This window comes from Pseudonocardia autotrophica (assembly GCF_003945385.1).
GTDB lineage: Bacteria > Actinomycetota > Actinomycetes > Mycobacteriales > Pseudonocardiaceae > Pseudonocardia > Pseudonocardia autotrophica.
Genome location: NZ_AP018920.1, coordinates 3,023,934 through 3,044,903 on the forward strand (window position 1 = coordinate 3,023,934; position 20,970 = coordinate 3,044,903).

The following is a 20,970-nucleotide window of genomic DNA, read 5'->3' on the forward strand; positions in this document are numbered from 1 at the left end:
CTCCGATGCGTGGCGAAAATCAACACTGTTGTCTGCAACACATGTTTGCGAGCATCTATGCGTCGCGGGTCCCGGACGGGCTACTCCGGATTCGTGCTGCCCGGACAACATGTCGTGAGTAATGACAGCCGATCGTGACCGTCGGCGCGTTCGCGCTGGTCGGTGATGCCGGCATCGTGAAAGGGCCCGATCGCCGATGATGTCGATTCTGATTTTCGCCGCCGGTGCGGCGCTGTTGATCTACAGCGCGGAGAAGCTGATCACCTATCTGGTCGGGGCCGCGCGCGGGCTCGCGATCTCGGTATTCCTGCTCGCGGTGATCTTCACCGGAATCGAGTTCGACGACCTGGTGTTCGGCGTCGCGCTGAATCTGGAGGGGATGGAGGAGGTCGCGCTCGGCGTCGTCTTCGGGACCGTGGTCTCGATGGTCGGCGTCGTGCTCGCACTGGCCGCGCTGCTGGTGCCGTGCCGGGTCGACGTGCCCAAGGACTACCTGGTGATCTTCGCGCTGTCCCCGCTGGTGCTGGTCGGGCTGGCGTTCGTCGGTGAGGTCGGTGCGGGTCTCGCGATCCTGCTGATCGCGCTCTTCGTCGCGTTCGTCGCCTACGTCGCGGTGCGCGAGCGGACCCGGGCGGTACCGATGTTCCGGGACAGCGAGGTCATGGAACGGGCCGGGCACGTCCGCGGTGGCACCGCATCCGACGATCTCTCGCACACCGGTGACATCCCGATCACCTCGAAACGGCACCTGCCCGGCTGGGCACTGCTCGGGCTCGCCTTCCTGTCGCTGGCCGGCCTGGTCATCGGTGCCTGGGTGATGACCGAGGGCACCGAGGGGATCCTGGACGAGTTCGGGATCGCCGGGACCGTGTTCGGTGCGACCATCGCGACCCTGGTGCTGACCCTGGAGGACATCTTCCTCACGGTCGAACCGGCCCGCCGCGGTGCGCCGCTGATCGGCATCGGCAACGTGATCGGCTCGGTGGTCTTCTCGGTGACCGCCAAGCTCGGGATCATCGTTCTGGCCGGCGGTGAGATCGAGGTGACCGAGGACGTCTTCGTCTGGCACCTACCGGCGCTGATCCTGCTGATCGGGTTCTCGACCTACGCGCTGTGGACCGGGCGCCTGCGCCGCTGGCACGGCGTCGTGCTGCTGGCCGCCTACGTCCTGTACTGGATCGTCAGCTTCGTGGTCTTCGGCGTGGTCCCCGCCGACGACGACTGAGCCGACGACGACTGGGCTGTCTCCGCCGTCGGCGGCCGGCTCGTCCCTGCCGACGGCGGCCGGCTCGTCCCCGCCGTCGGAGGGCGGGCCCTCCCTGCCGTCGGTGGCCTGGCCCGGGCCCCGCTCAGCGGTGCGGGCGGGGCACCAGCTCCAGGTCCACCGGGAGCGGCCGGTTCGCCTCGTCGACCGCCTCGGTGATCAGGTGGTGCTCGGGGGACAGGTGGCAGACCGGGTCGGTGGCGGCCGGATCGCCGGTCAGCTGGAACGCCTGGCAGCGGCAGCCACCGTGGTCGAGCTCGCGGCGGTCGCAGGTCCGGCACGGGTCCTGCATCCAGTCCTCGCCGCGGTAGGCGGTGAACAGCGGCGCCGAGTGCCAGATCTCGGCCAGCGAGGCGTCCCGGACCGAGGCGCGGGGCAGCGGCAGGGTCTGCGCCGCCGGGCAGGGCAGCGCGTCGCCGTCCGGAGCGACGGTGAGCTGGCGCTGCGCCCAGCCGCCCATGCACGGCTTCGGATAGCGGCTGTAGTAGTCGGGCAGGACGTGCACGACCTCCATCCGGCCGGCGAGCCGGTCGCGGGCCGCGGTGACGATCTCCTCGGCCCGGTCGAGCTGCTCGTGGCTGGGCAGCAGCGCCGTCCGGTTCTTCCAGGCCCAGCCGTAGTACTGGGTGTTGGCCAGCTCCACCCGGTCGGCCTGCAGGTCCTCGACCAGGTCGAGGATCGCCGCGACCCGGTCGATGTTCTGCCGGTGCAGCACCACGTTGACGGTCAGCGGCCAGCCCAGCTCGCGGACCAGCCGGCAGGCCTCCAGCTTCCGCTCGAACGACGGGATACCGGCGATCCGGTCCGAGGTGGTCGGCTCGTCGGCCTGCACACTGACCTGCACGTGGTCGAGCCCGGCGGCGCGCAGCTCCTCGGCGCGTCGCCGGGACAGCCCCATCGCACTGGTCACCAGGTTCGTGTACATCCCGAGCCCGGCCGCGGTGCGCACCAGCTCGGGCAGGTCGCGGCGCAGCAGCGGCTCGCCACCGGAGAGGTGGCACTGCAGGACACCGAGATCGGCGGCCTCGGTGAACACCCGCTGCCAGTCGGCGGTGCTCAGCTCGTCGTCGTAGCGGGCCAGCTCGATCGGGTTGGAGCAGTACGCGCAGGCCAGCGGGCAGCGGTAGGTCAGCTCCGCGAGCAGCCCGAACGGGCGGGGTGCCTGCGGCGCCGCATCCGCCGTGCGGTCAGCGGTCACGACCACGCCACCAGGTTCCGGTCGGCGAGCCGGTCCAGGTACCCGCGCACCTGCTCGCCGACGGTGAACTCGTCGGCGTCGTCGTGCCCCTCGACCAGCGCGGCGACGATCTGGTCGACCGTGCGCTCGCCGTCGCACAGCCGCAGCACCGCATGACCGGTCCGGTTCAGCACGACGACGGTCTCCGGGCCGAGCAGCACCCAGCCGCCGGTCGGCCGGTCCGGTCGCATCCGGACGAACCGGCCGAGCCGGGGTCGTGCCTGCCCGCTGATCACCTCGGCCGCACCTCCCTCGCCGTGCCGGGGAGCGGGAACCGTGGCGACCCCGTCACGCGTAGGCATGGTCGATCCCGTCCATGATGGCCCACAGGACATCACACTTGAAGGACAGCGCGGCCTCCGCGGCATCCTGCTCGGCAGCGGATCGGCAGTGCGCCACCACGATCTCCAGGGCGTGCTCGGAGTCGCGCGGCGCCTGATGGAGCCGGTTGCGGAAGTACTCCAGCCCGTCCGGCTCGATCCAGGTGTAGTACTTCTCGAAGGCGGCGAGCCGCTCGGCCATGAGATCCGGCGCGAACAGCTCGGTCAGCGACGACGCGACCGCCTCGACCCACGGCCGCCGGCGGGCGAAGTCGACGTAGGCGTCGACCGCGAACCGGACCCCGGGCTGCAGGTGCCGGTGGTCGAGGATCTCCTCGCGGGACAGTCCGCACGCCTCGCCGAGCCGCAGCCATGCCTCGATCCCGCCGGAGGTGGGGCCGTCGGCCTCGGTGCCGTCGTGGTCGGTGATCCGCCGGATCCAGCGCCGCCGGACGGCGACGTCCGGGCAGTTCGACAGGATCGCCGCGTCCTTGACCGGGATCGCCTCCTGATAGGCGAACCGGTTCGCGACCCAGCCGCGGATCTGGCCGGGGGACAGGGTGCCCTCGTTCATCCGCACGTGGAACGGGTGCGCGCTGTGGTAGCTGCGGGCGTGCGCGCGCAGGCGGTCCACCAGCGTGTCGGATGCGGTCACTCAGACCTCCAGTTCCAGCCCGTCGTGGCCCACCGTGACGCCGGCCTTCTCGACCTCGGCGCGCTCGTCGGAGTCCTCGAGCAGGATCGGGTTGGTGTTGTTGACGTGCACGTAGACGATCCGGGGCAGGTCGAGTGCGGTCAGCACGTCGAGGCTGCCGCCCGGCCCGCCGACGTGCAGGTGCCCCATGTCGTGCGCGGTCTTCGCGGCCAGCCCGAGCCGGACCAGCTCGTCGTCGTGCCAGGTGGTGCCGTCGACGAGCAGCAGATCGGCACCGGCGATCTCGTCGAGCACCTCGGGGGTGAGGGCCTGCACGCCGGGCAGGTACACCGCGACCCGCCCGGTGGCGGTGTCGGTGAACCGGTACCCGACGACGCGGCCCGCGCCGCTTCCGGTTGCCGTCCCGCCCGCGTCGCGCGGTGGTCCGAACCGGTCGTGCTTGGCGGTCGGCGCGTCGAACGCGCGATAGCTCAGGCCACCCAGGTCGTGGTCCGCGCCGGGGACGACCTCGGTCCAGCTGACCGGGCAGAAGCGTTCGAGGGTGGGCAGCAGCCCGGTGCCCTCGCGCAGCGTGCGGTGGGTGGCGGCGGTGGCGTGCAGGTGCACCCCGCCGCCCTCGCGGAGCAGGACCAGCCCCAGCGTGTGGTCGATCTCGGCGTCGGTCAGCAGCACCCCCTGCAGCGGGGTGCCGCGATCCCCGACGGGGTGCAGCGCCGGCGCGTCGGCCAGCTGGGTGCGGACGTCGGGTGAGGCGTTGACCAGCCACCACCGGTCGCCGTCCGGGCTGACCGCGATGGACGACTGGGTGCGTGGTGTCGCGGGCCTCGACCCGTCGCGGACCGCCCGGCAGCCGGGGCAGCCACAGTTCCACTGCGGGAAGCCCCCGCCGGCCGCAGCGCCCAGGACGCGCAGTCGCATCGCTCTCCTCCTCCGGGCGTGGCAGGGGCGCCGGACGACGTCCGGCGCCCCTGCCACGTTCATCCCGTCACGCCTCGGTGCGGGCGATGTACATCGTGACCTCGGGTGCGCAGCCGATCTCCTCGAACTCGGGCGCCTCCCACTCGGTGGTGGAGTCCATGTTCACCTCCTCTCGTGCGGGTCTGCGGACAAGTGTGCGGCCGGGTCAGTCCTCGGGCAGGGCGAAGCAGAACAGCGCGTCACCCGCCGCGGCGCCCAGCAGGCCGGGGAGGAACCCCTCGATCCATCCACCCCAGCCGGTCGGTACGGCGATGTACTGGCGGCCGTTCACGCTGAACGGCGTCGGGCTGGAGTGGTGCCCGCTACCGCACTGGAACGACCACAGCTTCTCGCCGGTGTCGGCGTCCAGCGCGACGAACTCGCCGGTCGGCGTGCCCTGGAAGACCAGCCCGCCCGCGGTGGTGAGGGTGGACGCGCACATCGGGTACTCGTTGTTCCAGCGCCACTTCTCCTCGCCGGTCAACGGATCGATGGCGGCGACGAAGCCGTAGAAGTCCTCGATGTCCACGGCGACACCGGCGCCCCAGTAGGGGATCGACTCCTTGAACTCACGCCGCCGTCGGGTGGCGGTCGCCCCGACCTCCTGCACCGGTACGTAGATCAGCCCGGTGTGGGGGTTGTAGGACATGTGCGTCCATTCCTTGCCCCCGGCCGGTCCCGGCCAGAAGTGCACCGGGACGCCCTCCTCGTCCGGATAGATCTTCGGTGTCACCTTGCCTTCCGGGGTGATCTCGCCCCAGGTGATCCGGTCGACGAACGGGAAGACCCGCACCAGCTCGCCGTTCGTGCGGTCGAGGACGAAGAAGTACCCGTTCTTGTCCGCGTGCGCGAGCAGCTTGCGCCCGTCGGGGGCGTCGAAGAGCAGGTTCTCCATCGTGGAGTCGTAGTCCCACAGGTCGTGCGGGGTGAACTGGTAGTGCCACCGGATCTCACCGGTGTTCACGTCCACCGCGACGACGCTGTCGGTGTAGAGGTTGTCGCCGGGGCGGACCGCGCCGTCGAAGTCCGGTGCCGGGTTGCCGGTGCCCTGGTAGAGCAGCTCCAGCTCCGGGTCGTAGGTGGGGGTGACCCAGCAGTTCGCGCCGCCGCGCTGCCAGGCCTCGCCGTCGTCCGGCCAGGTCTCGGAGCCGGGCTCGCCGGGCTTGGGGACCGTGTAGCAGCGCCAGCGCCGCTCACCGGTGTGTGCGTCGAAGGCGTCCAGGTGGCCGCGGACGCCGAACTCCCCGCCGGCGCTACCGACGATCACCAGGTCCTTCACGACGAGCGGTGCGACCGAGCCGCTCTCACCGGCCCGCACGTCACCGTTGGTGATGTCCCAGACCTTCTCGCCGGTCGTCGCGTCCAGCGCGATGATGTGCGCGTTCAGCGTGTACATGTAGACCTTGCCGTGCCCGACGGCGAGACCGCGGTTGACGTTGCCGCAGCACAGCGACACGTCGTAGGGCGAGGCGTGCTTGTAGCGCCACAGCTCCTCGCCGGTCGTCGCGTCGATCGCCCAGGCCTTGCCGTCCGGGCCGGACACGTACATGACGCCCTCGACGACCAGCGGGGACGCCTCGAAGGAGTAGGTCGACGCGCCGGACTGCATGCCCGTCGCACCGGCCTGGAACACCCATGCGGGGCTCAGCCGCCGGACGGTCTCCTTGTTGATCTGGTCCAGCGTGCTGTACCGCTTGCCGTCGTAGGTGCCGTAGTAGGTGAGCCAGTTCTGCGGCTCCGAGGTGGCGGCCCGGATCCGTTCGTAGTCCACGTTGGTGGTGGCGGGGGCGATGCCCTTCACCGCGCTGAGCTGCGAGTGCGGGATCGCTTCGCCCGCGTCGACGTAGTCGGTCATCTCTGGTGCTCCTGTTCTACGGGCGCGGCTGCGGGGGACGGTCGAGCTTCGCGTGGTCGGGGACCTCACCGCTGATGACGAGTGCACCGGTCAGACCGCGGCCCTCGTCGTTGCCGCTCTGGGATCCGTAGTAGTAGGTGCCCGGTCCGTCCAGGTTGAGCCGGGCGATCCCCTTGGCGTGGTTCACCAGCCAGAGGAACTTGGGATCCCCGTTGCTCGGGAGGACGGCGCAGTGGGTGTTCTTGTCGTCGTTGAGGAGTGTGAGCTCGATGTCGCCACCCCGCGGGAAGATGAGGATCGAGGGCTCGTACCGCAGCTCGTCCTCCGGGATCCGGATGGTCGCGCGCAGCACGCCGTCGGTCCCCTCCTCGGCGTATCCGATGCTGCCGGTGTTGAGCAGCCGACCGAGTGCTGTCCTGTTCTGGCCGTCCAGACCGGCCGCGGCCAGCTCGGCCGATCGATCTTCGGTCGTCGTCATTGACATATCCTCCCGAGCGAAATTGTCGGCGGTGCCATGATCACTTTCACACTGCGTCGAGGCGGTCGTCAACCCCGGACCCCGGCTCATTCACAATAAAGATCACGGGCCCTCCGGACGCGCCCTCGAATGGTCAATCCGGGCGGCCGCCCGGGTCCGCTGGATTGCGGAGCGGACCGTTGTGGCGTGGGCCGGCCGGCTCGGCGGCGCGGGGCGCCCGGGCGCGCGGGCCGGCGCTCCGACGCCTCCCCGATGCCTTCGCACTGCGTCGAGTCTACCGGTGATCGTCGAGGTCAGCGCGATGATTCCGAAGATCGCGCGACGACTCGGGCTGGACGGGCGAGGGGTGGTGTCAGTGGATCTCCGGTGCCTCGCCGATGGCTCCGGCGGCGTCTCCGCCGGGGCGTCCGCCGGTGGCCGGCCGCCCGGATTCGGTGACTGCCAGAGACGTTCGCCCGGCGCCGGTGTGCGCATTTCTCCGGGGCGTTGCGCGCAGAATCTTCGGATTTTCGCCCCCATTTTCAGGGGGTCTCGGCGGCCTCGCCCTGCTGCTGTTGGGCGACAATTCCGGGTGATTCCCGGAATTGTCCGACGGCGCCTGGGGGATCGGCTCGGGGCGGCGTCGGCCGGGATCGTGCTCCGGCGCGGCGAGGGCGTTGCGGGCCTGTGACGTGCGCTGTTCGTCCGGTTCGTGATCGTTCCGGATCCGATTCCGTCCGGTGTGGATGGTGTACGGGGTGCTCCGGTGGTCGCTGCCGCGATCGCCGCGGTCCGGCATTCCCGGTGCTCCGTCGATGTGACCGAGGGAATGAAACACATGTTTCCCGGAGCCGTCCGGCGTGCTCGACCGGGCGTGAGCGGGTGACCCATTCGGAAGCGGGCCCGCCCGCCCGGCGCCGGCGGCAGCACGGTCCGCGGTGGCCCGGAGCGCCCCGGGCCGGTCGGCGGCGCCGCGGTACCGGCCCACCTGACCTTCGGGTGAGGTGCCGGGACCGGGTGGGCCCGGTGCGCGCGGCCCCGGCCGGGGCACCGATGCTCACCGCGGTGCCGCACGGCGCGGCGCGGGATCACCAGAACTTGATCCCGGCGGCCTTGAGCCGCCGCCGGTGCTGACGCATCGCGGTCTCGATCGCGTCCTCGGTGAGGAGATCGCCCCAGACCTTCGCGGCGGTCTCGGCCTGCTCGAGCATCGCGTCCGCCTCCGTGGGGCAGATGTCGGCGCTCTGCACGATGCGCGAGCCGAACCCGATGTGCCAGCGCTCGTCGCGCAGCACGAGCTCCACGCCCTTGTGCATGCCGGGCAGCGCGACCGACAGCCCGTCCAGGGTGGCGAGCATCGCGTGCTGCCCGGCCAGCAGGACCACACCCTCGATCACCATGTGATAGAGCCCGACCGCCGAGGTCAGGTCCTGGCGGTCGTCGGCGAGCCGGCGGGCGGTCTCCGGCAGGCGCACCTCGAGCAGGTCGACGAGCTCGGGGGCCGCCCGGTCGCGCAGCACGTCCAGCCGCTGGGCCGGGGTGTCCCCGGGGACACCCGCGACGTCGGCGGCGACCAGGTCGAAGAAGCGGGCGTGCCGTGCCTCGTCGCGCGCCTGGGCCCGGAAGCAGGCCTCCATCGAGTCGTCGAGCGCCGCCGCCCGGTACGCGTCGAGCTGGCCGGCGACCGCGAACTCGGCGATGCAGAACCCGGCGAGCAGGCCGAGCACCCGGGTGCGCTCGGTCTCGGTCAGCCGGGGCCATGCCGCACGGTCGGCGGTGTAGTCGATCGCCGTCTCGTCCCACTGGATCGAGTCGGCGAGGGTCACGAAGTGTCGGTATCCGGTGATCATGAGGCTGCGTCCTCGCTCCCCTAGAAGTCCTCGCCCGGTTCCAGCAGCCGGAAGTCCGCCTTGGTGGCACCGCAGATCGGGCACATCCAGTCGTCCGGGATGTCCTCGAACGCGGTCCCCGGCGGGATGCCGCTGTCCGGGTCGCCCTCGTCCGGGTCGTAGACGAACCCGCAGGGCTCACAGACCCAGAACCGGGTCTCCGCCGCGGCCTCCGCCGCACCGACACTCATGTCCCGGCCGCCGGATGCGCGATCCCGCCGGGCGGCCGGGATGTCGCCCGGCGGCCGATGGTGGGTGGTGGCGGGTGCACGGCGGCATCCTCGAGTGTCGTCATGTGACTCCCACGGCTTCATCGCCTCGTCGCGGACGCGGACACCCCCGTCCTGCGCGGACGGGGCGTCGCCTCTCCCAGGGAGCCACACCCCGTGCTCCGATCGCAAGGGAAAGCGGAAACACGTGTTTCGCCCTCGGCGGTGTCCGGTCGCATGCGAAGCTCGTGACCATGACCGATCCCGTCCGGCCCGGTGCGGACGAATCCGCACCGGAGACCATGGGGCCCTACCGGCTCGGCCGGCTGCTCGGGTCCGGGGCCTCCGGGCAGGTGTACGCCGCCGTCGACGGCCGGGGGCGCGAGGTCGCGGTGAAGATCGTCCGGCGGGAGCGGGCGACCGGAGCGGGGTTCCGCAGCCGGTTCCGGCGGGAGGTCGAGGCGGCCCGCAGGATGCCCGCCCGCTACACCGCACCCGTCGTCGACGCCGATCCGGACGGCGACCCGCCCTGGGTGGCCACCGCGCTGCTGACCGGGCCGACCCTGGAGCGTCGGGTCCGCGACGGCGGCCCGCTGCGCGGGCGCGAGCTGACCCGGCTCGCGACCGGGCTGCTGCGGGCGCTCACCGCGATGCACCGGGCCGGGCTGGTGCACCGGGACCTGAAACCGGCGAACGTGGTGCTCACCCCGCGCGGGCCGATGGTGGTCGACTTCGGCATCGCGCACACGCCCGGCGACACCCGGTTGACCCGGACCGGGAGCACCGTCGGCACACCCGCGTACATGGCTCCGGAACAGGCGGCCGGGGAAGCGGGGGAGCCGGGCCCGGCCGCCGACGTGCACGCGTTCGGCGCGGTCCTCGTGTTCGCCGCGACCGGGGCATCGCCCTACCCCGGCGACACCGTCCCGGCGGTGTTCTACCGGCTGCTGCACGGCAGCCCCGAGCTGGGCGCGACGCCGGAGCCGCTGCGTGCGGTCGCGGCGGCCTGCCTGCGCCGCGATCCCGCCGAGCGGCCGTCGGCCGCGGCGCTGCTCGGCCGGCTCCGGCGGCGCGGGCGGCGGACCGCGGTCGCGGTGCTCGCCGCGGTGGCGGTGGTGGTGCCGGCCCTCGTGCTGCTGCGTCCGGACGCCCCCGGCCCGGGACCGGATCCGGACCCGGCGGGGGACCAGGTGACCGTCGTCGACGCCGATCTGGACGCCGACCCCGGCTCGGCCCCCGGCCCCGGGGCCGGGCCGGCCGCCACCGCACCGGTCCCGCCGCCGACGGCGCCCGGACCGGTGGTCGAGCTGGGGCACCGGGCCGATCGGGTGGTGGCCGCCGCCGGACGGATCCACGTCGCCGATCCCGACGGCCGTGCGGTGACCGTGCTCGACCCGGCGGGCGAGGTGCTGGGACGGGTCGACGTGGGCGGCTTCCCGGCCGCGCTCGCCGTGAGCCCGGCCGGCAGCCGGCTGTACGTGGTGCTGAGCAGCACGCCGACCCGGGTCGTCTCGGTCGACACCGCGAACCTGACGGTCACCGCGACCGCCGAGATCGGCACCGGCGGCGGCGCGGACATCGTGTGGTCGCCGGACGTCGTCGCCGGGCCGGACGCGGTGGTCGTCACCGATCCGCGCTCGTCCACCGTGACGGCGCTCGACCCGGTGACGCTGGGGCCGCTCGGCAGCATCGAGCCGGCCACCCGCCCGGTCGCAGCCGGAGCAGCCGGCTCGGTGGGCGGGGGGATCGTGGTCGCCGGATCGGACCCCGGGGGTGGCAGCCGGATCGAGACGGTGCGCCCGCCCTGGACGGCCGCGGCGACCGCCGTCCCGGGGCCAGACGACGTCGCGGACCTGGTGGCGCTGCCCGGCGGTGACGTCGTGGTGGCCGTCGCCGGGACGGCCGACGGCGTGCCCGGGCTGCGGCTGCTCGGGGCGGACGGCACGGTCCGTGCGACCCGCTCCGACGTGCCCGCGGCGCGGCTGGCCACGGCGCCGGGCCTGGTGTTCGCGCTCGACGCGACGACCGGCACCGTCACGGTGGTGGACGCGGGCACCCTCGAGACGGTCGCCGAGATCCCCGGTTCCGGGGCCGCCGCCGATCTCGCCGTCGCACCGGACGGGCGGGCGCTCTACCTGAGTACCGGCCGGACGCTGCGGATCGTCACGGCTCAGTAGACCCGGTACGACGCCCTGGCCACGGCGATGCCGTGCCCGGTGGTGGTGTTGCGGCACTCCACCCCGGTCATGCGGCTCACGCAGGTGATCTCGTCGCTGCGCAACGCCCGGTCGAACTCCAGCACCGGCAGCGACGGATCGGCGATGGTGTCGCCGACGCAGGTCAGCTCACCGGCGGCGGCCCCGGCGAGCCGGGTCCCGGTGCCGTACGCCTGCTGGCAGGACGCCGGGACCGGCGGCACCTCCCAGGTCCGTTCGAGCACGTCGCAGCGCACCTCGAACGGCTCCAGCGCGCAGGCGATGTTCCCGCTGGGGGAGCTGAACCGCAGCGCACCCGACGGATCGACGTAGCGGACCTCCTGCGAGGTGTCGACGACGGTCGCACCGGCGAGTAGATCGGCGGTGTCCCCGGCGGGTGTGGTCGGTGCCGGGGCCGTGGTGCTCGGCGGGGGTGGCGGCGGGGGCGCGGTCGTCGAGGGGCCGGGCCCGGCCGATGTCCCTTCCGCCGGGGAGCCCCCGGATCCCCACAGCAGCACCGGCACGGCGACCACGAGCAGGGCGAGTACGACGGCGATCCCGCCCGCCACCAGCGGCCACCGGCGCCTGCGCCACGGTTCGGCGGTCGCCGGGGGTGCGCCGAGCAGGGTCGGCGGGGGGAGCGGACCCTGGATGGGGCCCGGTGCGCGGTCGCCGTACGGGGACGGGGTACCGGTCCAGGGCGGGCCGTCCGCCACCCGGGTGCCGTCCGGACCGGTCCGCGCGGCACCGGCCGCGGAGGCGGCCCGGTCGGGACCGGGCGTGCCGCCCGGGCCGGGTGCGGCGCCGGGTGTTCCGGCTGGGCCGGGTGCGGTGCCGGGTGTTCCGGCCGAGCCGGGTGCGGCGCTGGGCCTTCCGGCTGGGCCGGGTGCGGTGCCGGGCGTTCCGGCTGGGCCGGCGGCAGCGCCGGTCGTTCCACTCTGGCCGGGGGCGGTACCGGCGGGGCCGGGGGTTCCACCCGGGGCGGGAACGGCACCGTCCGGTGGGCGGTGCAGCAGCACCGTCCGGCCCTCCTCGGGCGGTCCGGCGGGCAGGCCGCCGGCCAGCAGCTCGGCCGTGCGCTCCGCGGTCGGCCGGGCCGCCGGATCCTTGTCGAGCAGCATCCGCACCACCGGCTCGATCCGGCCGAGGCCGGGCGGGAGGTCCGGCTCGCCGTGCACCACCCGGGACAGCACCGCGGCGGTGCCCCCGCCGCCGAACGGCGTCCGCCCGCTCGTCACGAACACCAGCAGCGACCCGAGCGCGAACAGGTCCGCGGCCGTCCCGGCGCGCGGGGTGCCGGTGATCTGCTCCGGCGACAGGTACTCCGGGGTGCCGATGACCTGCCCGGTGGCGGTCAGCGCGGTGCCGTCGATCGCCCGCGAGATCCCGAAGTCGATCAGCCGCGGGCCGCCGCCGGTGAGCAGCACGTTCGACGGCTTCAGATCCCGGTGCACCAGGCCCCGCGCGTGCAGCGCGGCCAGCGCCGACGCCATCCCCACGCCGAGATCGGCGGCCCGGTCCGCGGACAGGGTGCCGGCGCGGGCGATCTCGTCGTGCAGGGTCGGCGCGTCGAGATAGGCGGTGGCCAGCCACGGCTGCGCGGCGTCCGGGTCGGCGTCCAGGAACGCCGCGGTCCAGCCGGGCGGGGCCTGCGCGGCGAGCGCGACCTCCCGGCGGAACCGGGCCCGGAACCCCTCGCTCTCGACGAGCTCGGGATGCACCAGCTTGATCGCCGCCCGGCGACCGTCGGGCGCCTCGCCGAGCAGCACCCGGCCCATGCCACCGGCGCCGAGTACTCCGGTGATCCGGTACCGGCCCACCGTGTGCGGATCGTCCGGTTCCGGAGGAGTCGTCACGCTCGTGAGACTAATGCCTCGCCGCACGACGCCGGGTCCGAATCGGGCCGCCGAGTTCGGCCCCGGACGTCCTGCCCCGGACGTCCTGCCCCGGACGTCCTGCCCCGGACGTTCAGCCCCGGACGTTCAGCGGCGGGAACCGACCCGCGATGCCGAGCGCCTCCTGCAGGAACCGCACCTGGAGCAGCAGCAGGTTCTCCGCGACGACCTCCTGCGGTGTCATGTGCGTGACCCCGGACAGCGGCAGCACCTGGTGCGGACGACCGGCGGCGAGCAGCGCCGACGACAGCCGCAGGGTGTGCGCCGCGACGACGTTGTCGTCGGCCAGTCCGTGCACGATCATCAGCGGCCGGTGCGGCGCCTGCTCGGTCGGCGGGATCGCGGCGTCGTCGATCACCGACGAGCGGCGGTACGGCTCACCGCCCGGCAGCCCCAGGTAGCGCTCGGTGTAGTGGGTGTCGTAGAGCGTCCAGTCGGTCACCGGTGCGCCCGCGATCCCGGCGTGGAAGACGTCCGGGCGGCGCAGCACCGCCAGCGCGGCCAGGTACCCGCCGAACGACCAGCCGCGGATCCCGACCCGGGTCAGGTCGAGGTCCGGGTACTCCTGCGCCGCCGCGTGCAGCGCCGCGACCTGGTCGTCCAGCACCGGCCCGGCCAGGTCGCCGTGGATCGCCCGCTCGAACTCCGGGCCGCGGCCGGGGGAGCCGCGCCCGTCGGTGACCAGCACCGCGAACCCATGGTCGGCGAACCAGCGGCTGGTCAGGTAGGCGTTGCGGGACTGCAGGACGCGCTGCGCGTGCGGCCCGCCGTAGGGGTCGAGCAGCACCGGCAGCGGGGTCCCGGGCACGTGTCCGGTGGGCAGCAGCACCGCGGATCGCAGCTCCCGCTCGCCGAACGCGTGCAGCGCGACCGCCGGGGTGAGGCCGGGATCGACGGCGTGCCCGGTCACCGGGTGCACGGCGCCGTCGGTGGTGAGCAGTTCGGCGTGCGGCGCGGTGTCGAGATCCTGGGAGATCCGGACCAGGGTGCCGCCGGCGGCGGTCCCGGAGTGCAGGCCCGCGGTGGGGGACAGCGCGACCGGCCCGGCACCCGGCTCGACCGAGTACAGCGCCACCGAGGTCGGCTCGGGCGACGCGCGGAACAGTACGGTCTCGCCGTCGATCCCGAGCACCTCGCGGACCTGCAGCTCCGGGCCGGTCAGCTCGGTGTCACCGGCGACGAGTCGGCGTGCCCCGCCGTCGTCCACCGCCCGTACCAGCGCGCCGGACGCGGTCCGGGCCGGGACGCCCGGCACGTTCTCCACCCACACCGGGTCGGTCTGCGAGTGCAGCGCGGTCGTCGCGCCGGTCCGCGGATCGACGGCGAGCACGAGCACCTCGCTCTGGTCGCGCGGCTGCACCGAGAGCAGCGGGCCGTGCGCGTCCCACCGGGCGGTCGCCAGGTACTCGTAGCCCGCGGTGTCCCAGGTGACCGGGGTGCGGGCGCCGCCGGTGGTGACGATCTCCAGGCCGACGGCGGCGTTCGGGGTTCCGGCCGCCGGGTAGCGGACCTCGGCGGGGACCCGGTCGGGATGCGCGGGATCGGCGATGTACCAGCGGGACACGGGGGACTCGTCGACCCGGGCGACCAGCAGCGCGGCGCCGTCGGGGGACCACCAGAAGCCGCGGGTGCGGCTCATCTCCTCGGCCGCGGCGAAGTCCGGGAGCCCGTAGGAGACGTCGTCGCCCTCCGGGGTGAGCAGCGCCGTGGTGCTCCCGCCGGCGAGCTCGTGCAGGTGCAGCGCCCGCTCGGCGACGAACGCGATCCGCTGCCCGGTCGGGTCGATCCGCGGGTCGACGACGGCCTCGATCCCACCGACGTCGAGCGGCCGGACGTCCGGCTCGCCGGTCAGTGAGACCGTGAAGGGCCGCCCGGACAGCGCGAACACGGCCCGCTCGACGGCGTCGTCGCAGGTGTAGCCGACCACGCCGCCGGCCTGCTCACGGACGCGCTCGCGCCGGGCCCGCTCCGCGGCGGGCAGGTCCTCCTCGCCGGGCAGGCCCGGGACCTCGGCCGGATCGACGAGCAGCCGTTCGACGCCGGTCCGGGCGTCGATCGACCACAGGCAGGTCACCGGATCGGTGCCGGAGCGGCTGCGCAGGAACACCACCCGCGAACCGTCCGGTGCGACGGTGAAGCCGCGCGGGACACCGAGCGAGAACCGCCTGGTGCGGGCGTGCAGACGGGGGAACGAGTCGGTCACGGGGTCCTCTCCGGGGTGTGCGATTCGCGGGCACGCCGGCCACCGGCCTCCGCGCAGCCCTGCGCGGCGAGCCGGTCGGCGCGTTCGTTCTCCGGGTGGCCCGAGTGGCCCTTCACCCAGAACCAGGTGACGTCGTGCCCGCGGACGGCGGCGTCGAGCTCGCGCCACAGGTCGTCGTTCTTGACGGGTTCACCGGCGGCGGTCCGCCAGCCGCGGGTCTTCCACCGGGGCAGCCACTGGGTGATGCCGTTGCGCACGTAGGTGCTGTCGGTGTGCAGGTGCACGACGCTGCGCCGGGTCAGCACGGCCAGCGCCCGGATCGGCGCGGTGAGCTCCATCCGGTTGTTCGTGGTCGTGCCCGGCTCGCCGCCGTAGAGGTCCCGCTCGTGGGTGCCGTAGCGGAGCACCGCGCCCCAGCCGCCCGGACCCGGGTTGGGGACGCAGGCACCGTCGGTGAAGATCTCCACGACCACCGTCACGGGCCGCGACGTTATCGCCTCGGTGTCCCCTCAGTAGAGCCGGTACGACGCGCGGGCGGCCGTGAACCCGTGCCCGGTGCGGGCGTCCCGGCACTCGACGCCGCTGCGCCGGCTGACGCAGGTGAGGTCGCCGCGGGTCAGGTGGGTGCCGTAGTCGAGCACCGCGTCGCCGGTCGCCGCGGGTGCCGGCTCGCAGCTCGCGCGGGATCCGGCGGCCCCGCCGACGACGAGCCCGGCGTCGGTCGTGCAGTCGTCGGCCGCCCACTCCCGGCTGGTGACGTCGCAGCGGGCCTCTCCGGTGTCCATCGAGCAGGCGATGTTGCCCGACGGCGAGCTGAACGCCGCCGGATCACCGAACCCGGCCGGATCGGCGGGCGTGCTGTCCGCGACGAGATCGGCCGGCACCACCGGCGCGGCCTGGGCCTGCGCGGACTCGGTGGGTCCGGGTCCGGTGTCGGGTCCGTCGGTGCCTGCCGTGAGCGCGCCGACCACGGCGAGCACCAGGGCCACGGCGACCGCGACGGCCGCGATCCGGTGCGGCACCCGCTCCCGGATCGAACCGGCGACGGCGCCGACCCGGCCGGTGTCGACGGTGTCGAGGGCACGGCGCCACGCCGGACGCGGCGGCGGTGCCGGCGGGTACACCGAGGGGACGTGGGCGAGCGGTCTGCCCGGCGCGCCCGCCGCCGGGGAGACGGCGGGCCACGGCATCGGCGGGGTACGCGGACCCGGCACGGCCAGCGGACCGGTCAGCTCGACCGTTCCCGGGCCCGCGGTGCCCGGACCTGCTGTTGCCGGGCCTGCGGTTCCCGGACCCGCCGTGCCCGGGGCCTGCCCGGGCCGGAGGCCGGCCTCGGGGCGGGGCGCCTGCGGCGGGCGGGGCTGCGGTACGGACGGCCCGTCCAGCACGGTCGCGGAGGGGTGGCCGTTCCGTGCGGGGTCGGGCGGGGCGGGGGATCGGTCGTCGGCGTGGGGAGCGCTCATCGGTGGTGGACCGTAGATCGGGAACGCGGCCCGGCGCAGCGGCCGATCGGAGCAGTCCCGGCAGCCGGTCGCCCCGTTACGGCGACTGCCCGCACCGGACGCCGAGCGGCCGATCGGATCGCCGGAGGGTGGGAGCCGGTCGTCGACCGGTAGTGCATCCTGACCCGCGTGAGCCAGGCCCTCTACGAGATCACGGTGAACGCGCTGCTCGACCGGGACCGCCCGCTCACCGCGGCGGAATGGGACGCCGCGGTCGCCCGGGTCGGCGGGAACCGGGTGCCGCAGCTGCTCGACGAGCTGGACGACGCCGGGTTGATCGCACCCGGCCTGCTGGCGCGGGCGGTACCCGAGGCATGGGCCGGAGCCGACCTGCCGTGGGAGCGGTTGCCGGTACAGCGGTGGCGGGAGCTGTTCGCGGGGGCCGGGCTGGAGCTGCCGGGCTGAGCTGCCGGCCGCGACCGCGCGAACGCCGGCCGTCAGGCGCGCAGCCGGAAGCGATACCAGCACGGCGAGGTGCGGTTCATCGGCCAGCCCAGTCCCGCTGTCTCCGCCGGTTCGACCCGGACGAGGTCCCACGCGTCCAGCGCTTCCTCGACCTCGGCGCGGGAGACCCCGCCGATCACCGACCGCAACCGGTTCGGCCCGAACGCGAGCAGCAGCAGGGTCGCGCCCGGATCGGCGAGCGCGGTCACCCCGCGGCCCTCGGCGAGCCGCTGGTCGCGGTCGAGGCACTGGAAACAGCCGATGTCGAGGAACAGGTCGAAGGTGCCCAGCCCGGCGGCGGCCAGGTCCGTGACGTCCCCGACGACGTAGCTGACGCCGGGGACGGCGCTGCGGCGGGCGGCGTCGACGGCGCTCGGCACGTTGTCGATCCCGACGACCTCCCAGCCGCGGCTCGCCAGCTCAGGGGTGAACAGGCCGCGGCCGCACCCGAGATCCAGGGCCCGGCCCGGCCGGCTGCCGCGCTCGGCGAGCTCACGGTCGAGGTGGGCTCGGGTGGCCGTCATCGTGGCCCGCCCGGAGCGCTCCCAGGGCACGATCCCGAACCGGTAGAGCCGTTCGTATCGGGTCACGATGCAGCCTCCGCATGTCGCCGCGACCGGGAGGCGAACCTACCCGGAGCGCCGGCCCACCGGTAGCGCGTCCGGCCGCGGTCTCGCACGCCTCTCGATCGTGCGAAACGCCTGCGCGACAGAACATACCGCGCACATCCGGCGTATCGGACGTAGGCGATCGGGTGGTGCGTGCGTCATCGGAATTGACGACGAGGTCGTCGGTCATGCCTGTGGCGTCGTTCGTCCGTTCGCCGGCGACATCCTCACCGGCGGCCGAGGGTCGCGTACCGAGGCGCTCGTCCAGCACGTAGGCCGGCGCGGCGGCGGCATATTCTAGTGCTAGAATAGATAGGTGCAGATCACCGCCGGAGAGCTCGTCGTCCTCGGTCTGCTGGCCGAACAGCCACGCCACGGCTACGACGTCGAGCAGGTCATCGAGCAGCGCGGGATCCGCCGGTGGACCGACATCGGCTTCTCGTCGATCTACTACCTGCTGGCCAAACTCGAGAAGCGCGATCTCGTGGCCGTCGAGGCCGGCACGCGTCCGTCCGCGAAGTCCCGCCGGGTCTTCGGGATCACCGAGGAGGGGCGTCGAACCGCCGCCGACGGCGTCCGGGAACTCCTCGCGGACGCCCATACCGATCCGAGGTCCTTCCTGGCGGGCCTGGCGAACCAGGTCCTGCTGCCGCCCGACGAGGTCGACGAGGCACTGCGGGGTCGCCTCGCGGCGCTCGACGCGCGCATCGAGTCGGTGGTCTCCACCCGGGAGGCCCAGCACCCGCTCCCGCGCCATGCGCTCGAGCTCTTCTCCTACTCGCTGTCCCAACTACGTGCGGAAAGGTCGTGGCTCGCCGAGCGGGTCCAGGTGTCCGATGAATGAGATGACAACCGCGGTTACCGCAGGGCCCGGGGCGGTGGTCCTGGACGGGATGCCCGCCACCGGTGGCGTCCATTGCGAGACGAGCACGCTCGGTGCGCTGCTGGAGCACGCCGGCGTGCGCCTCTCCGAGCCCATGCTGTTCGGCCTCGGCGAGGGTCTGTCCTTCGTGTACTGGGATTCCAAGCGGCAGGCGGTGCCGTTCCTGGGCGGGCGGGTGAAACCGTTCGAGCTGACGCAGAACCTGGCCGGTCGCCTGGGCCTGGAGCTGCGCGTCCAGGAGACGACATCGGCCCGGAAGGCCTGGAGTCAGGTGCAGGACCTGCTCGATGCGGGTGCCCCGGTCGGGTTGCAGCTCGACAGCCACGACCTGGACTACTTCACCTCGCGGGTGCACTTCGCCGGTCACGTCGTCGCGCTGTACGGCTACGACCCGGACACCGTGTACCTGCTCGACACCGAGCAGCAGGGTGGCCGGGTCAGCACCAGCCGGGAGAGCCTCGCCCGGGCACGCGCCGCGCGGGGACCGATGTCGGCGCCGCACCGGTCCTTCACCCTCGGTGCGCCAGGAGCCCCGGTCGACGTCGCGGCGGCGATCCGGCCCGCGATCGTCGGGTGCGCCGAGGAGTTCCTGTCGCCGCCGATCGCCAACGTCGGGTGCCGCGGTGTCTCGACCACGGCGAAGCGGATCGTGTCCTGGCTCGACCGTGTCGACGATCCGACACACGATCTGCCGCTGATCGCCATGCTGATGGAGCGCGGGGGCACCGGCGGGGGCCTGTTCCGGTTCCTCTACCGGGACTTCCTGACCGAGTGCCTGCCGATGCTCGACGACGGAACCTCCGCCGGCGGTGCCGGTCGCGCGACTGATCTCGTGACCGAGGGCCGTGACCTGTTCGACGAGTCGGCGCAGCTGTGGACCCGGGTGGCGGGCCTGGTCGAGAGCGCCGGCCGCACCGAGGATGCGGACCCGCTGTCCGAGGCCGCGGAGCTGGTGCACCGGATCGCCCGGATCGAGACCGCCGCGATGACCGCGCTCCGTTCCGTCTGAGGGCCGCCCGGGATCCTGCGGCCCGGGCCGGGCTCCCATCGGCCCGGCCGTGAGCTCCCGGCTCAGCCGTGAGCTCCCGGTTCGGCCGCGCCCCCGGGCTCGGCCACTGGCTCGGCTCAGCCGTCAGCTCTCGGCTCCGGCGGGCGCGGCCGGGCCCAGGCCGAGCGCGGCGAGTGCCGCGCCCGACAGCTCGGCCGCCACCGCCGGGTACCGCCTGAAGTGCGGGATCCGCGCGCAGTCGTCGATGATCGTCCTGGCGGTCGTGACCAGCGTCGCGGCGTCGGCGTCGGGGAGATCGGGGCGGGCGACGCCGAGCCAGTGCTGCCACTCCGCGAGGTGGTCGGCCTGGATGCGGTCGATCCGCTCGCGGGCCGCGTCGGGCAGGTGGAGCCGCTCGGTGCGCCAGACGGCGAGCAGATCGGTCGCCTCGAGCGCCACCCGGACGTAGCCCTCGACGAGCAGACCCAGTACGGCGTCGTCCGGGCCGGGGGTGCGCAGGGCGCGGGCGGTCTCCAGGGCCAGCCACTCGTGCAGCCGGTTGACCGCGGCGATCAGGATGTCCGCCTTGGTGTCGAAGTACCGGTAGAGGGCCGGGCCGACGACGCCGACCCGGCCGCCGATGTCGTCGATCCCGACGCCGGCGAACCCCTTGGCCCGGAACTCCTGCGCCGCGGCGGACACGAGCTGCTCGCGACGGGCGAGGGGCGCCCGGTCGGCCGCCTGCACCGGCTCGTCCGGGCCGATCGCCGCCGCTGCGTCGATCACCCGCCTGCTCGCCGCGACGAGCTCCTGGGCCAGGCGCGGGCGGGGCAGCGGGCTGTCGTAGAACCCCGCCCCGGAGATCACGCTGACGATCACCCAGCTCCGGATCTCGGTGACCGCACCGCCGAGGCTGCGCCGCATGCCGGTGAGCAGAAGCTCCTCCAGCTGCGTCGCGATCCACTGTGTCCGTCTCCGGACCAGCTGGAAGTCCTCGGCGTCGAGATGGCGTGCCTCGCGCTGCCACAGCAGCGACAGCCGGCGGCTGTCCAGCGCGGCCTCGGTGAGCGCGATGAGTGTCGCGTCGAGGTCCCGCTGCCCGGAGGGCTGCCCGGCCAGCTCCGTGATCGTGTCGACGACGTGCTGCTGGTCCTCGAGCACGACGTGCGAGAGCAGGGCCTGCTTGTTGGCGTAGTGGCGGTAGAGAGCGCGGGCGGTGATGCCGCTCGCCTCGGCGATGTCATCCATCCGGACGCCGTGGAAGCCCCGCACGCTGAACAGCTCACCGGCATTGCGGGCGATCTCGGCCCGCCGGTTGCGGGGCCGGGGCCGCGGCGGCGCACTCGCTGCGTCCATGCCGTGGTCTCCTCTCGCCGCCGCCATCGTAGGGCGAGGGAGACCACGGCCGG

General features: G+C 73.7%; 20 protein-coding genes. 5 read left to right on the forward strand and 15 right to left on the reverse strand.

Annotated elements, in window-relative coordinates; genetic code table 11:
- Positions 1 to 199 precede the first annotated feature (199 nt).
- Positions 200 to 1,225, forward strand: a complete 1,026-nt coding sequence (locus tag Pdca_RS14340; RefSeq protein ID WP_232021571.1) for a sodium:calcium antiporter — start codon at positions 200 to 202, stop codon at positions 1,223 to 1,225.
- Positions 1,226 to 1,349: 124 nt separating this feature from the next.
- On the opposite strand, the gene pqqE is transcribed toward Pdca_RS14340, so the two are convergent.
- The 9 genes from pqqE to Pdca_RS36080 form a co-directional block, all read right to left on the reverse strand.
- Complete coding sequence (gene pqqE / locus Pdca_RS14345) at positions 1,350 to 2,462, reverse strand: pyrroloquinoline quinone biosynthesis protein PqqE (RefSeq protein WP_085914430.1); 1,113 nt, start codon at positions 2,460 to 2,462, stop codon at positions 1,350 to 1,352.
- Positions 2,459 to 2,803 carry a pyrroloquinoline quinone biosynthesis peptide chaperone PqqD gene (pqqD, locus tag Pdca_RS14350; RefSeq protein ID WP_085914397.1) on the reverse strand — a complete coding sequence of 115 codons (345 nt, stop codon included), beginning with the start codon at positions 2,801 to 2,803 and terminating at the stop codon, positions 2,459 to 2,461. Before pqqD ends, pqqE begins: the two co-directional genes overlap by 4 nt.
- Positions 2,790 to 3,476: a pyrroloquinoline-quinone synthase PqqC gene (gene pqqC / locus Pdca_RS14355; protein WP_085914396.1), complete on the reverse strand. Its 687-nt coding sequence runs from the start codon at positions 3,474 to 3,476 to the stop codon at positions 2,790 to 2,792. Before pqqC ends, pqqD begins: the two co-directional genes overlap by 14 nt.
- A complete protein-coding gene (pqqB, locus tag Pdca_RS14360; RefSeq protein ID WP_085914395.1) occupies positions 3,477 to 4,394 on the reverse strand; it encodes a pyrroloquinoline quinone biosynthesis protein PqqB in 918 nt (305 codons plus the stop codon).
- 67 nt (positions 4,395 to 4,461) lie between these two features.
- The gene (pqqA, locus tag Pdca_RS14365) at positions 4,462 to 4,554 is read right to left on the reverse strand and encodes a pyrroloquinoline quinone precursor peptide PqqA (RefSeq protein WP_085914394.1); all 93 of its coding nucleotides are present in this window, start codon (positions 4,552 to 4,554) and stop codon (positions 4,462 to 4,464) included.
- Positions 4,555 to 4,599: 45 nt separating this feature from the next.
- Positions 4,600 to 6,288 (reverse strand): PQQ-dependent dehydrogenase, methanol/ethanol family, encoded by a 1,689-nt coding sequence (locus Pdca_RS14370; RefSeq protein ID WP_085914393.1) that lies wholly within the window; start codon positions 6,286 to 6,288, stop codon positions 4,600 to 4,602.
- Positions 6,289 to 6,304: 16 nt separating this feature from the next.
- Positions 6,305 to 6,766 carry an MSMEG_3727 family PQQ-associated protein gene (locus Pdca_RS14375; RefSeq protein ID WP_085914392.1) on the reverse strand — a complete coding sequence of 154 codons (462 nt, stop codon included), beginning with the start codon at positions 6,764 to 6,766 and terminating at the stop codon, positions 6,305 to 6,307.
- Positions 6,767 to 7,833: 1,067 nt separating this feature from the next.
- Positions 7,834 to 8,595 carry a ribonucleotide-diphosphate reductase subunit beta gene (locus Pdca_RS14380; protein WP_085914391.1) on the reverse strand — a complete coding sequence of 254 codons (762 nt, stop codon included), beginning with the start codon at positions 8,593 to 8,595 and terminating at the stop codon, positions 7,834 to 7,836.
- 20 nt (positions 8,596 to 8,615) lie between these two features.
- Entirely contained in the window at positions 8,616 to 8,825 is a 210-nt protein-coding gene (locus tag Pdca_RS36080; protein ID WP_174824361.1) for a rubredoxin, read from the reverse strand.
- Between the two features lie 272 nt (positions 8,826 to 9,097).
- Between Pdca_RS36080 and Pdca_RS14390 the strand changes: the two genes are divergently transcribed.
- Positions 9,098 to 11,020 carry a protein kinase domain-containing protein gene (locus tag Pdca_RS14390; protein WP_158092233.1) on the forward strand — a complete coding sequence of 641 codons (1,923 nt, stop codon included), beginning with the start codon at positions 9,098 to 9,100 and terminating at the stop codon, positions 11,018 to 11,020.
- Here the strand turns inward: Pdca_RS14390 and Pdca_RS14395 are convergent.
- The 4 genes from Pdca_RS14395 to Pdca_RS14410 all read right to left on the reverse strand — a co-directional run bounded on the left by Pdca_RS14395 (position 11,014) and on the right by Pdca_RS14410 (position 16,599).
- Complete coding sequence (locus Pdca_RS14395) at positions 11,014 to 12,894, reverse strand: serine/threonine-protein kinase (protein ID WP_125911415.1); 1,881 nt, start codon at positions 12,892 to 12,894, stop codon at positions 11,014 to 11,016. The genes Pdca_RS14390 and Pdca_RS14395 overlap by 7 nt on opposite strands.
- Positions 12,895 to 13,006: 112 nt before the next feature.
- On the reverse strand, positions 13,007 to 15,136 hold the full coding sequence (locus tag Pdca_RS14400) for a S9 family peptidase (RefSeq protein ID WP_085914388.1): 2,130 nt from the start codon (positions 15,134 to 15,136) through the stop codon (positions 13,007 to 13,009).
- Positions 15,133 to 15,609 carry a ribonuclease HI gene (rnhA, locus tag Pdca_RS14405; RefSeq protein WP_085914428.1) on the reverse strand — a complete coding sequence of 159 codons (477 nt, stop codon included), beginning with the start codon at positions 15,607 to 15,609 and terminating at the stop codon, positions 15,133 to 15,135. Before rnhA ends, Pdca_RS14400 begins: the two co-directional genes overlap by 4 nt.
- Before the next feature lie 36 nt (positions 15,610 to 15,645).
- Entirely contained in the window at positions 15,646 to 16,599 is a 954-nt protein-coding gene (locus Pdca_RS14410) for a hypothetical protein (RefSeq protein ID WP_085914387.1), read from the reverse strand.
- Positions 16,600 to 16,767: 168 nt separating this feature from the next.
- On the opposite strand from Pdca_RS14410, the gene Pdca_RS14415 reads away from it, so the two are divergent.
- A complete protein-coding gene (locus Pdca_RS14415) occupies positions 16,768 to 17,043 on the forward strand; it encodes a hypothetical protein (RefSeq protein WP_085914386.1) in 276 nt (91 codons plus the stop codon).
- Positions 17,044 to 17,075: 32 nt separating this feature from the next.
- On the opposite strand, the gene Pdca_RS14420 is transcribed toward Pdca_RS14415, so the two are convergent.
- Positions 17,076 to 17,672, reverse strand: a complete 597-nt coding sequence (locus tag Pdca_RS14420) for a class I SAM-dependent methyltransferase (RefSeq protein ID WP_085914385.1) — start codon at positions 17,670 to 17,672, stop codon at positions 17,076 to 17,078.
- A 334-nt stretch (positions 17,673 to 18,006) separates the two neighbouring features.
- Here Pdca_RS14420 and Pdca_RS14425 point away from each other — a divergent pair, with 334 nt between their 5' ends.
- Both Pdca_RS14425 and Pdca_RS14430 read left to right on the forward strand, forming a co-directional pair.
- A complete protein-coding gene (locus tag Pdca_RS14425; protein WP_085914384.1) occupies positions 18,007 to 18,534 on the forward strand; it encodes a PadR family transcriptional regulator in 528 nt (175 codons plus the stop codon).
- Between the two features lies 1 nt (position 18,535).
- Positions 18,536 to 19,582, forward strand: coding sequence for a BtrH N-terminal domain-containing protein (locus Pdca_RS14430; RefSeq protein ID WP_085914383.1), 1,047 nt, complete (start codon positions 18,536 to 18,538; stop codon positions 19,580 to 19,582).
- 123 nt (positions 19,583 to 19,705) lie between these two features.
- Here Pdca_RS14430 and Pdca_RS14435 read toward each other — a convergent pair whose 3' ends face one another.
- Positions 19,706 to 20,917: a TetR/AcrR family transcriptional regulator gene (locus Pdca_RS14435; protein ID WP_158092232.1), complete on the reverse strand. Its 1,212-nt coding sequence runs from the start codon at positions 20,915 to 20,917 to the stop codon at positions 19,706 to 19,708.
- Positions 20,918 to 20,970: the final 53 nt, after the last annotated feature.